Source organism: Brevibacillus sp. AG162 (assembly GCF_006715575.1).
Lineage (GTDB): Bacteria > Bacillota > Bacilli > Brevibacillales > Brevibacillaceae > Brevibacillus > Brevibacillus brevis.
Genome location: NZ_VFNO01000006.1, coordinates 133,687 through 146,416, shown reverse-complemented (window position 1 = coordinate 146,416; position 12,730 = coordinate 133,687). Strand labels below are relative to the sequence as shown.

9 protein-coding genes are annotated in these 12,730 nt (G+C 48.2%); 8 read left to right on the top strand and 1 reads right to left on the bottom strand.

Annotated elements, in window-relative coordinates; all coding sequences use genetic code 11:
- Window positions 1-266: 266 nt before the first annotated feature.
- Window positions 267-1,814 carry an L-glutamate gamma-semialdehyde dehydrogenase gene (pruA, locus tag FB479_RS19295; RefSeq protein ID WP_142066386.1) on the top strand — a complete coding sequence of 516 codons (1,548 nt, stop codon included), beginning with the start codon at window positions 267-269 and terminating at the stop codon, window positions 1,812-1,814.
- 256 nt (window positions 1,815-2,070) lie between these two features.
- Complete coding sequence (locus tag FB479_RS19290) at window positions 2,071-2,874, top strand: MraY family glycosyltransferase (RefSeq protein ID WP_142066493.1); 804 nt, start codon at window positions 2,071-2,073, stop codon at window positions 2,872-2,874.
- Here FB479_RS19290 and FB479_RS19285 read toward each other — a convergent pair whose 3' ends face one another.
- Window positions 2,875-3,795: a diguanylate cyclase domain-containing protein gene (locus FB479_RS19285; RefSeq protein WP_142066385.1), complete on the bottom strand. Its 921-nt coding sequence runs from the start codon at window positions 3,793-3,795 to the stop codon at window positions 2,875-2,877.
- A gap of 156 nt (window positions 3,796-3,951) precedes the next feature.
- On the opposite strand from FB479_RS19285, the gene asd reads away from it, so the two are divergent.
- The 6 genes from asd (at window position 3,952) to FB479_RS19255 (ending at window position 12,710) form a co-directional block, all read left to right on the top strand.
- The gene (gene asd / locus FB479_RS19280; RefSeq protein WP_142066384.1) at window positions 3,952-4,797 is read left to right on the top strand and encodes an archaetidylserine decarboxylase; all 846 of its coding nucleotides are present in this window, start codon (window positions 3,952-3,954) and stop codon (window positions 4,795-4,797) included.
- 1,240 nt (window positions 4,798-6,037) lie between these two features.
- Window positions 6,038-6,328 (top strand): Asp-tRNA(Asn)/Glu-tRNA(Gln) amidotransferase subunit GatC, encoded by a 291-nt coding sequence (gene gatC, locus FB479_RS19275; RefSeq protein WP_007717539.1) that lies wholly within the window; start codon window positions 6,038-6,040, stop codon window positions 6,326-6,328.
- Window positions 6,329-6,360: 32 nt separating this feature from the next.
- Entirely contained in the window at window positions 6,361-7,833 is a 1,473-nt protein-coding gene (gene gatA / locus FB479_RS19270) for an Asp-tRNA(Asn)/Glu-tRNA(Gln) amidotransferase subunit GatA (RefSeq protein WP_047072225.1), read from the top strand.
- Window positions 7,834-7,837: 4 nt separating this feature from the next.
- Entirely contained in the window at window positions 7,838-9,274 is a 1,437-nt protein-coding gene (gene gatB, locus FB479_RS19265; RefSeq protein WP_016741203.1) for an Asp-tRNA(Asn)/Glu-tRNA(Gln) amidotransferase subunit GatB, read from the top strand.
- A 133-nt stretch (window positions 9,275-9,407) separates the two neighbouring features.
- A complete protein-coding gene (locus FB479_RS19260; RefSeq protein ID WP_142066383.1) occupies window positions 9,408-11,033 on the top strand; it encodes a hypothetical protein in 1,626 nt (541 codons plus the stop codon).
- 48 nt (window positions 11,034-11,081) lie between these two features.
- The gene (locus FB479_RS19255) at window positions 11,082-12,710 is read left to right on the top strand and encodes a YcdB/YcdC domain-containing protein (RefSeq protein WP_142066492.1); all 1,629 of its coding nucleotides are present in this window, start codon (window positions 11,082-11,084) and stop codon (window positions 12,708-12,710) included.
- Window positions 12,711-12,730 lie beyond the last annotated feature (20 nt).

Sequence of the window (12,730 nt, the reverse complement as noted above, 5' to 3'; positions counted from 1 at the left end):
TAAAACACCCGAATGATCGCCTGAGAAGGTGAGGAGGTCGGGTGTTTTTTTGTACACAAAAGATAGTAAATTGAACAAATATGTAAAACGTTGAACGATGTGTGTACAAAAGTGTTCGGAATACTTCTTGAATCTTATCGGTGATTTTTCTGTAAAAATGCAAACACTAATAGAGTCGAGCCTTTAATTGTTTTGTTGGTATGATCCTTGCATATGTTTTATGAGTGATCCGAACATGGAAGATATCGATAAGGAGGCGTCACAAGATGCAAGTGGAATTCAAAAACGAGGCGTTTACCAATTTTAGTCTGCCAGAAAATAAAAAGGCATTTGAAGAAGCGCTCGCTAAGGTAGAAAGTGAGCTTGGCCGTGAGTATGCGCTTATCATCGGCGGAGAACGCATCACAACTGAAAAGAAATCCAGCTCCTTCAACCCTTCTAATAAAGAACAAGTAGTGGGCGTTGTTTCCCAGGCTGACCAAGCACTGGCTGAAAAAGCGATCCAAACAGCTGCTAGCACTTTCGAAACATGGAAAAAGGTGCCTGCACAAGCACGTTCCCGCTATCTGTATAAAGCAGCAGCAATCCTGCGTCGCCGCAAGCATGAATTCTCTGCATGGCTCGTAAAAGAAGCAGGAAAAAGCTGGGCAGAGGCTGACGCTGACACAGCAGAAGCAATCGACTTCATGGAATACTATGGCCGTCAAATGGATAAGCTGTCCCAGCGCCATGACCTGCCTCGCATCCCGGATGAGGACAACGAATTGTACTACGTTCCACTCGGCGTAGGTATCGTAATCCCGCCTTGGAACTTCCCTCTTGCGATCATGGTTGGTATGACAACAGCAGCTCTCGTAGCGGGTAACACCGTTGTATTGAAGCCTGCTTCTACCACTCCAGTAATCGCTGCGAAATTCATGGAAATCCTCGAAGACGCTGGCGTACCAGCTGGTGTTGTGAACTTCGTACCAGGTTCCGGTGGCGAAATCGGCGATTACCTCGTAGAGCACAATCTGACTCGTTTCATCAGCTTCACAGGTTCCCGTGACGTAGGTCTGCGTATCAACGAACTGGCTGCGAAACATCGTCCAGGTCAAAAATGGATGAAGCGTCTGGTTGCCGAAATGGGCGGTAAAGACTCCATTGTGGTTGACAACGACTGCGACATCGAGTTGGCTGCACAGTCCATCGTGGCTTCTGCATTCGGCTTCTCCGGTCAAAAATGTTCCGCTTGCTCCCGTGCTATCGTTCACCAAGACGTGTACGATCAAGTACTGGGCCGCGTAGTAGAACTGACCAAACAACTGACTGTAGGCGACATCAGAACCAACGATTTCTACACAGGTCCTGTGGTGGATGAGAAAGCATACAACAAAATCCTCGAGTACATCGAGATTGGTAAAACAGAAGGCAAACTGGTTGCAGGTGGCGAAAAAGGTCCAGAATCCGGCTACTTCATCATGCCAACTGTGTTTGCAGATGTAGATCCACAAGCTCGCATCATGCAAGAAGAGATCTTTGGCCCAGTGGTAGCGTTCTGCAAAGCCAACGATTTCGATCATGCAATGGAAATCGCGAACAACACCGAGTACGGTTTGACTGGCGCTGTTATCAGCCGCAACCGTGAGAACCTGGAGCGCGCTCGCGAAGAGTTCCACGTAGGTAACCTGTACTTCAACCGCAAGTGCACAGGCGCTTTGGTAGGTGTACATCCATTCGGAGGCTTCAACATGTCCGGTACAGACTCCAAAGCGGGTGGACCAGACTACCTCCTGCTCTTCACACAAGCAAAAATGGTTTCCGAAAAACTGTAAGCTACGCAATAAAAAGGCTGTCTCTTTTATAGAGGCGGCTTTTTTGTTCCCATTTTGTCCACACTAAAGACAAAATGAAGGGCAAAGCAGGTGAGGGTAGCTGTTTACTTACATCGTGTCAGGACTCTCCTCGTTTTTTGTTGTGTATTTGTTGATGCCAGTAGCAAATTGGCTGGCTTGGAAAACAAAGCTGCTGGATATGCCAAAGGGGAGAAAGGGACATAGCAGACCAATCCCATTATCTGGTGGTTTGGCGATGTTCGTCGGTCTCTTGTTGGTGTCAACTTTTTTTGCAGGGGCGCAAAAAACCGTTGCAGTTTTGGCAGTTGGAGGGACCATGCTGGTAGCCATTGGATGGGTAGACGATACGTACAAATCGAAGAAAAAAGAATTTCCGGCACTGCCGAAGCTGATGGTGCAGTTACTGGTAGCGACGATGACATTCCTCATGGATATTCGCTTTCGGGGAATCAATTTGATGTGGCTGGGGGGAGAGGAAGGGACGTATATCTCATTTCCGATCCTTGTTTCCCTGCTGATGACCGTGCTGTGGATCGTCGGCTTGATCAATATGGTGAATTTTTTGGATGGGGTCGACGGACTTGCTGCCGGTGCTACCGTGATCTCAGCGGTGACCTTGTTCTTTTTGTCGATGCTCAAAGGTCAAGAATTAACGGCATTATTGGCAGTGGCACTGGCAGGTGCTGCACTCGCTTTTCTACGTTTTAATTTCTATCCGGCGAAAATTTTTATGGGTGATGCGGGATCGATGTTTTTGGGATTCGCTCTCGGCGTGATCTCGTTGGAAGGAACGATGAAAGGGGCTACACTCATTTCATTAGTCGTGACTGTACTAGCAGTAGGCTTGCCCGTCATAGACACTGTACAGGTCATCATCAGTCGGCTTTTGGCAGGCTCCCCCATGTACCAAGCGGATCGTCGACATGTTCATCATCGGCTCATGTCCCGGGGGTTGTCAACGAAGCAGACGGTCATCATTCTGTATGTGGTGAGCTTGCTGTTCTCCGTCTTGGCAGTGTTTTTGTTTTACAGTCAATAATCAAATGGGGTCAAAGAAAAAGAAACGATTGCGCCCTGTCTTTTTAGCCTGATAGAGTGCTTTGTCTGCATTGCTCAACAGTTGTTCGGCTTCGCTTGCAGATGTCGGGTAGAGGGCAATGCCTATGCTTGTCGAAAACGGTATGGCCCGGTCCTCGATCATCCAAGGCTCTTGCGTCGCAAGCAGGATACGGCTCGCAATTTTTTCAACCTGGCGTTCGGAATGAATGCCGGTCAGGACGATGACAAACTCGTCTCCCCCCAGACGCGCGACGATATCTCCATCTCGAACGGACGACTTGAGGCGTGTAGCCAGCATTTGTAAAAACAGATCTCCTGTGTCGTGACCCCACGTATCGTTGATTTCTTTAAAGCGGTCACAGTCCAAATAGAGGGCAGCGACCATCTCCTCTTTTGATTGGGCTGCACGTAGAGCTTGCTGGAGCTTTTCGGAGAGGAGGCGCCTGTTCGGCAATCCCGTAAGCGCATCATGATAAGCCATATAGGCTAATTGCGACTGCAGGTTTGTGCGCTCGGTAACATCGCGGGTAATGGAAAATACATGCGTACATACGCCATTGCTATCGTAGACAGGGGAAAGAATGGATTCGCCAATGATGTCACCATTCGCAGTAAAGTGGATCGGACTCCCGCTTTTTACTGCTTGTGTGTACATGTGCTGTAATAAGCTGGCTTTTTCATGAGGATACACGTCCTCAAACGTTTTTCCGTATGCTTCCTCGCTCAATTGGGCAACGTGCATAGCGGATGGATTCATCAAGACATAGCGAAACTGATACGCCCCGTCCGAATCTTGTTCGACAGCCATGAGAAAGAACATGTCCGACATATGATCGAATAGACTGGTTAGGATATCACCATGCTGACTGATAAGTGTAGTAATATCGAGTTTCTTTACCATAACCGATATCTCCTGATAAGTGGCTTCTTGGAATGATTATAGTATAGCAAGACTCTCAAAGAAAATGATGAACCTCTGGTAATAGTGCGGGGTTTACTGGCTGTTAGCAGAAGTGGTAAAGTAAGGGTATTGTTGTTTTACGAAGGAGCATTTCTTATGGGCAAAAAGCTGCTCCCAGGTCTCATCCATCGCTTGCCACAAAACGCGATGTCACGGACTATGGGCAAAATTACCGCTACTCCCTTTAGTCGATTAGCCATTCAACGATACATAAAGCACTATCAAATTGATACGTCCATCATAGAAAAGCCGGCTTCGGAATACCGCACGCTGAAGGAGTTTTTTTCCCGCCGCCTGAAGCCCGCAGCGAGACCGATTGCACCTGGCCCAGATACCATTGTAAGCCCGGTAGATGGAACCGTTTCGCAGTTGGGTGATATTTGCGAAGGCACCTTAATTCAAGCAAAGGGAAAAGAGTTCAGTGTGATGGAGCTGTTGGGCGGTTCGGAGGAAGAGGCCAAGCGCTACTACGGTGGTAAATTTATCACCATTTATTTGAGTCCAAGGGACTACCATCGGATTCATATGCCGGTAACGGGCGATTTGAGCTGTTACTGCTATTTGCCTGGCAGACTCTATCCTGTCAACCAGCTGGGGATTGAAAACGTAGACCGTTTGTTTGCCCGCAATGAACGCTTGGTAACGCACATCAAAACAGATAGCTTGGGCGATATAGCTTTGGTAAAAGTAGGAGCCTTGTTTGTAGGCAGCGTGAAGGTCTGCTACAACACAGCTACGACGAACATCAAGCGCGGTCGCCAAACACACGAGAAGATTGCTGGGACACCTCGTTATGAAAAAGGGGCGGAGCTGGGCTGGTTCGAATTTGGTTCGACCGTCATCTTGCTCTTGGAATCCAATCAGCTCGAATGGGCAGCGGGTGTTGAAAAAGGCAAACCTCTCTTGATGGGGCAAGCGCTCGCGAAAAAGAAGCCAGAATAACAAACGGCAAAAGAGATCACAGTCCAGGGCAAATGCCTTGGACTTGTTTTTCTTAGGAGATGAAGTTTTCTAATAGAAGTGGCTGCGGTGGGGAGAAGAATATTTCCAGTCTAGGCTCCAGGCTCCGTCCTGCTGGGGGGTGAGACTGCCCGCTCCGAAGGGACTTGCGGGGAAACGCAAAAGTGGTAGCCGCTTCGTCGCGGAGGCACGTTGCGTTTCTTTTGCCCGCAAATCCCTTCTCCGCTTGGTAGGACTCCACAAGTCGCTACGTCTGGAAATATTCTTCTCTGGCGAAACTTCTTACATTCTTCAATCTTTCAAGTCGTTAAAAGATCGGTAAACACGGAAAGCTCGTAGAGGAAACAGGAGAAAAAAGCGAAGATCTTAGGGACGCTGACCGAGGCGCAATGAAAAAAGAGAAACAAGCCTTTAGCGTCCACCTCTGAGATACCCCCTGAATGGACGACTTTGGACGCGGGTTTCGCTTTTTTTCATGGAGCCGGACAGTCAATCCCACAACGGGTGGACCTAGAAGCTGAGCGTTTTCTCCTGTTTCCTCCCCAGCACTACAGCAACAACTTAAGCTCTCTAAATAGGCAGCTGCGGTGGGGAGAAGAATATTTCCAGTCTAGGCTCCAGGCTCCGTCCTGCTGGGGGGTGAGACTGCCCGCTCCGAAGGGACTTGCGGGGAAACGCAAAAGTGGTAGCTGCTTCGAAGTCGGGGCACGTTGCGTTTCTTTTGCCCGCAAATCCCTTCTCCGCTAGGTAGGCCTCCACAAGTCGCTACGTCTGGAAATATTCTTCTCTGGCGTAACTTCTTACATTCTTCAATCTTTCAAGTCGTTAAAAGATCGGTAAACACGGAAAGCTCGTAGAGGAAACAGGAGAAAAAAGCGAAGATCTTTGGTACACCGACCGAGACGGAATGCAAAAAGCGAAACACGCTCTTAAGCGTCCACCTCTGAAACACATCCTGAAAGGACTACTTTGGACGCGGTTTCGCTTTTTGCATGGAGTCGGGCAGTGAATCCCCCAGCGGGTGGGACAAGAAGCTGAGCGTTTTCTCCTGTTTCCTCCCCACCACAACAGCCGGACAAAGTTTTTGCTGGTTAATAATCGATCAATATTTTTTTGCCGAAAACATTTTTGTTTTCTATGCCGAAATCCCTGCGAAAATTGACTGAACCTGCTCTTTTCAAGTAAGATCAAAGTTATGTGATACGATTCGGAGGTGGAAAGAATGAGTGCCATTACTCGCAAAGAAGTAGAACACGTAGCTAATTTGGCCCGTTTGCAGCTCACTGAGGAAGAAGCGGAGCGGTACACAAAAGACCTGAATGCGATTCTTGATTTTGCAGCCAAGCTGAATGAGCTCGATACATCCAATATTGAGCCAACCAGCCATGCTACAGACGTGAAAAATGTCATGCGCGAAGACGTAAATAGACCGTCCCTGCCGCGTGAGGACGTGCTGAAAAACGCACCGGATCACGAAGACGGGCAGTTTAAAGTACCGGCTGTATTCGAATAACCTACTGGATAACGAGAAGGGAGGAACCCACTGTGTCGCTGTTTGACAAGCGATTGTCTGAGATACATAGCGCCCTGCGCGCAAAAGAGATTTCGGTAACGGATCTGGTGCAGGCTTCCATCGCCAGCATCAAGGAGCATGACGGAGAAATCAAATCCGTCCTGCATGTAGATGAAGAGGGAGCCTTGGCTCATGCCCGTCAATTGGACGAGCGCCTGGTCAAGGGAAATGAGGAGCTGGGTCTTCTCTACGGCTTGCCTGCCGGACTGAAGGACAACCTGGTTACAAAAGACGTTCGCACGACTTGCGCAAGCAAATTTTTGGCGAACTACGATCCGGTCCATGACGGGACTGTTTCCAAAAAGGTGAAGGATGCCGATGCCGTCATCGTTGCGAAGCTGAACATGGACGAGTTTGCGATGGGCGGCTCCAATGAAAATTCCGGCTTTTTCCCAGCGAAAAACCCGTGGAACACCGACTACGTTCCGGGAGGCTCTTCCGGTGGCTCAGCGGCGGCAATGGCTGCGCGTCATTTTTACTTCACACTCGGCTCTGATACAGGCGGTTCCATCCGTCAGCCTGCTGCTTTTTGTGGCGTTGTCGGCTTGAAGCCTACGTATGGACGTGTCTCCCGTTTCGGGCTGGTTGCGTTCGCGTCCTCGTTGGATCAGATCGGACCTGTGACGAAAAACGTTGAGGATTCCGCCTATGTGCTGCAAGCGATTGCGGGACATGATGAATACGACTCTACCTCTGCCAATGTGGACGTACCGGATTACTTGTCCGCATTGACTGGAGATGTAAAAGGACTGCGTATCGGGGTACCGAAAGAGTTGATCGGAGAAGGGATTGACCCTGAGGTTCGCGATGCGGTTCTGGCAGCATTGAAGCAGCTGGAGAGCATGGGTGCTACATGGAGCGAGGTTTCTATGCCGCACACGGAATATGCAGTGCCGGCTTACTACCTCTTGTCTTCGTCTGAAGCTTCGTCCAACCTGGCTCGTTTTGATGGCGTTCGTTATGGTGTGCGTGCAGACAATGCGGCAAACCTGATCGAGCTGTACAAGGAATCCCGCAGCCAAGGCTTTGGCCCAGAAGTGAAGCGCCGCATCATGCTCGGAACCTACGCGCTCTCGTCTGGTTATTACGATGCTTACTACAAAAAGGCGCAGCAGGTGCGTACCCTGATCATTCAGGACTTCAACAGCATTTTTGCTGACTACGATGTCATCCTGCACCCAACCACGCCTTCTACGGCTTTCAAAGTAGGCGAAAACGTAGATGATCCGGTGAAAATGTATCTGGAGGATATTTGTACCGTTCCTGTAAACCTGGCTGGTCTGCCAGCAATCAGCGTGCCGTGCGGATTCTCCAAAAACGGTCTGCCGATCGGTTTGCAGATCGTAGGACGTGCATTTGACGAATCCACCGTATTGCGCGTAGCCCATGCGTATGAACAAACCGCAGGCTTCTACGGTCGCAAACCGGAATGGGTGAGGGGGTAAGAGCATGAGCAAGTACGAAACCGTCATCGGCTTGGAGGTTCACGCCGAGCTATCGACCAACAGTAAAATCTTTTGCGGCTGCCCGACTGAATTTGGTGCACCGCCGAATACACATACATGCCCGATCTGCTTGGGACATCCAGGTGTACTGCCTGTAACGAACAAGCAAGCGGTAGAATTCGCGATGAAAGCAGCACTCGCCCTCAACTGCGAGATTTCCCGCGAGACCAAGTTCGACCGCAAGAACTACTTTTATCCAGACTCGCCAAAAGCGTACCAAATCTCGCAGTTTGACCAGCCAATCGGCTACAATGGCTGGATCGACATCGAAGTAAACGGTGAGACGAAGCGCATTGGCATCACTCGTCTGCATTTGGAAGAGGATGCGGGCAAGCTGACGCACAGCGATTTTGGCGGAGAGTCTCTGGTAGACTTCAACCGCGTCGGGGTACCTCTCGTAGAGATCGTTTCCGAGCCGGACATCCGCACACCGGAAGAAGCCCGTGCGTATCTGGAAAAGCTGAAAGCGATCATTCAGTACACCGAAGTATCTGACGTTCGCATGGAACAAGGCTCCCTGCGTTGCGACGCTAACGTTTCCATTCGCCCGTATGGTCAAGAAGAATTCGGAACCAAGGCCGAGCTGAAAAACATGAACTCCTTCCGTAACGTGCAAATGGGCTTGGAGTACGAGGTACAGCGTCAGACGGAGGTAGTTTCATCCGGTGGCAAGGTCGTTCAGGAAACGCGCCGTTGGGATGAAGCGAACAAGAAGACGTTGACGATGCGTTCCAAAGAGGAAGCGCACGACTATCGTTACTTCCCAGACCCGGATCTGGTTCGCATGCAAATTTCCGAGGAGTGGATTGAAGCGGTTCGCGCGACCATTCCAGAGCTGCCAGATGCTCGTCAGGCACGCTATGTGAACGAGTTTGGCTTGTCTAAGGATGATGCAGGAGTCATTACGATCTCCAAAGAGACAGCTGATTTCTTTGATGAGACTGTGAAAACAGGAGCAGAGCCGAAGTCAGTAGCGAACTGGCTGATGGTAGACCTGTTGGCACACCTTAACGCCAACAATCTGGTGTTTGCTGATGTGAAAATGACACCAAAAGGCTTGGGTGAGATGATCAAGCTGATCGAGGATGGAACTATCTCCTCCAAAATCGCCAAAACCGTCTTCAAAGAGATGGTGGAGACCGGCAAAGAGCCGAAGCAGATCGTCGAAGAAAAAGGACTCGTCCAAATCAGCGATGAAGGCGCTCTGCGTCAAATCGTCGTCGATGCGGTCAATTCCAACCCGCAAGCCGTGGCAGACTTCAAGTCCGGAAACGAAAAAGCAGCTGCTTTCTTTGTTGGTCAGGTCATGAAGCAAACCAAAGGTAAGGCAAACCCGGGAATGGTAAACAAGTTGATTCAGGAAGTATTGAACAGCCTGTAGGCCAAACATAAGACAGCACTTTCTCTGTAAGGGGAGGGTGCTGTTTTTTTGTGCCGTAAGCTATGCTAAATAGTGGAAAAAAAGGTAAGATAGAATGCGTAGCTATCATCATAATTGATTAGGAGAAATGTTCATGACACAAAATTGGAAAAGTGCGACGGCTGCTTTTGCAGTGACAACCATGCTGCTGGGAACGGGTGCCCAGGCATTTGCTGCAAGCCCGGAATTGATTTTGAAAAATGCAGAAACCTCATCCGAAGACCAAATCAAGCTGCCTGCTCGTGCGGTAGAGATTGTCGCTGCACTGGAGAAGCTGGAGCCTGCCCTAAAAGGTTTGACGGTGAGGGAAGTCTTCATTTCCGAGCAAGATGAAAATCAAGTGGTCTTGACTATGCATCATCCCGACAATATACACGAGGATGCGTATATCCTTTTTGATCGCAATAGCGGTGAAATGGTTGGTTTCGAGGCTGCCACTATCATTTGGGACCAGACAGAAAAAGCAACAGATGAGGCCATTTTGAAAAAAGCCGATAAAGCCGTTGAGGAGTTGCTTGGGGCGAAGAAGCGAAGTATGGCGAATGCTCCTCAATTGTCCACGTTCGTGGAAGATCAGGAAGAATCGAGTGAATTCCGAAATGTCTATTATCCGATTTTGTTGAACGGTTTGGAAATAGAAGGAACACGTTTTGGTATAGATGTAGACATGGATACGGCCGGTCATTTAATCGGGGTTTCGTTTGAAGCACCCGATTTAAAGGGAGTTCAGGTTGCTGACCCGAAAAAAGCTGTCACAAAAGATGCGATCCAGAAGCAGATTTTTACACCTGAACGTATCCAGTATGGTTATGTATGGGAAGGTAGTGAAGGCAAGTCTGGATTAGCGTATAAGCTAAGAACATCTCCAATATTTGATGCACTGACAGGCGAGCAGATCGTTGATGGATGGGGGGAAGAAAACGGGGAAGGCAAGCTAAATGCTCCTGATCTAAAAAATATTTCCTTGAAGCCCCAGGCAAAGCCATTCATTGAGAAAAATGCAACGGATACACAAATTTTAGAGCGACTGTTTGGAATAGATACGAAGAAGACGTATCCGACCTATCGAAAGGAGGAGCAGGACGGCATAATCAATCATTATTGGGCGAACTATGTTGAAGTCAATTACGCTTCTGTAATGGTAGACCAATTGACGGGAGAGATTGGCGGTTATCTATATTGGACGCATATCCCAAATCTTCCTGCTCCGCTCACCAAAGAACAGTCGTTACAAAAGGCGATTGCTTTCTTGGAGCCTTACGCTAAAAAATCCGAATGGCAAGTCGAAATGTACGAACGGATCAAACCAGAAGATCCACTGGCTATGAAGGTTCTTTCGGATAGGGATAACAAGCAAAAGACTGAGGAAAAGAAATCCGTCGAGCAGTATGGCTTTTTATTTTTCGAGAAACAAAACGGTATACCAGTCATGGAGTATTCCTATGGAGTAGTTATTGATCCAAGGAAAGGACAAGTCGCAGAGTTCCTAGTCTCAGTTCCCGCAGAGGATCGCAAATATCCTGTGCTCAAACCATCCGTAACAGACCAGCAGGTTGCTGAAATTTTCGCCAAAAATGTACCAATAAAGCTGACGTACATCTGGCCGACATCCAGTGATCATAATGCTCCCATTCTTGCCTACAAACTCGATACCAGCAAAGGCTGGCCAACTGTAGATGCCGTAAACGGATCGTTCAAATGGAGTGAGTCCGAGGAATAGTAGCCCGTATAGAAATACGAGACGGGAAGAGAGAAAGGCTTGATCAACATGTTCAAAAAATGCTTATCAATTGTTCTAACAGTAGCAACGATACTCTTTGGAACAAGTGGACCGGCATTGGCTGCAAGCCCTGAAATCCTCCTGAAAAGCACAGCAGCCCCAGCTCCAGAAGAAATCAACCTCCCAGAAGGCGCCGCTCAAATTGTGGCTGCTTTAGAAGAGCTGGAGCCCGAATTAAAAACGTTGACAGTGCGAACCGTTAAACTGAGGACGGGTAATGAAGTAGTCTTGTACATGAGTCATCCAAAAGATGAGTACGTTGGAGCCTCTCTCGTTTTTGATAGGGAAACCGGGGAAATGCTCGACTATAACGCAGCCCTGGATATTTGGAATGCTAAAGGGAGAGTAACGGACGAGATTTTGTTGCAGCGTGCAGAAAAACATTTGCTCGCCGTACAATGGTCAGATAAACGGAAAATGACAGGTAATCCTAAATTATCGCAAATTAAGGAGAAGCGTCCCGAGATAGTCAGATTTCGGTACATAGAATATCCTGCTATGCTGAATGGTTTGGAAGTAGATAGAGGGATCCTGACAGGCATATACATGGTCACGGATTACGAAGGTCATCTTTTAAGTTTGTCTTTTCATCCACTTGATTTGGAAGATACCAAGGTTCCTGATCCAAAATCGGTATTGGCACCAGAAGCCATCACAGAGCAGTTATTCACCCCCGATCATTTCGACTACGGATATGTTCAGGAAGGGAGCGACGGCAAACCGAGTATACAATATGCATGGAGAACTTCACCATTTATAGAAGCTGTAACAGGAAAGCAGATTGAAGCGCCTAGCGGATTAGAGATCGTAGACGATGGAAAACGAAATCCTGTCAATGTGAAGAACATTACGATCACTCCAAAAGAGAACTCACTGATTGTCTCAAACCGAGCTGATGCAGAGAAAATTGTTACGAATTTGTTTGGAACAGATAAAAAGCTCACGAATATGCCCTATGATGCAAGGAATACTTGGGGAGACTTCGTTTATTCTTGGACAGATCGTGGTGGGGTGGATATTCTCCTTACGGTGGACGAATCTACTGGACAGGTTATCAATGCTATGGATTGGACACGAAAGGAAAATCTATCTATTCCATTGACGAGGGAAGAAGCACTAAAAAAAGCGATTGCCGTCCTTGAATCGTATGCTCCGATTTCGGCTAATGAATGGCAAGTAGAGATATTCGATCCATATAAACCTGCGGTGTTGGCCGACTGGATGATGGAATTAAATAAGGTTAAGGAAAGACATACAGATAATTATTCATTCAGGTTTCATAGGCTCCAAAATGGTCTGCCTGTGCTCGATCACAATTATTGGGTCGTGATCGAAATGAAGAGCGGCCAAGTCGTATATTTCTCTCCAACTATGCCGAACGAGGAAGGCGGACTTCCAGTACGTAAACCATCTGTGACTGCACAGCAAGCTGCTGATCTGGCAGCAAAGAATCTTCCGCTCAAGCTGTCCTACTTCTGGCCCACCTACAATGGCAAAAAATCTCCTTATCTTCAGCTCGTCTATACAATTGATACTTATAAGGGCTGGCCAACCGTAGATGCAGTAAGCGGGAAGTTTGAATGGAGCAATAACCTAAAAGAAGTAAGGCGACCATAAATCGCCTTACTTCTTTCTGT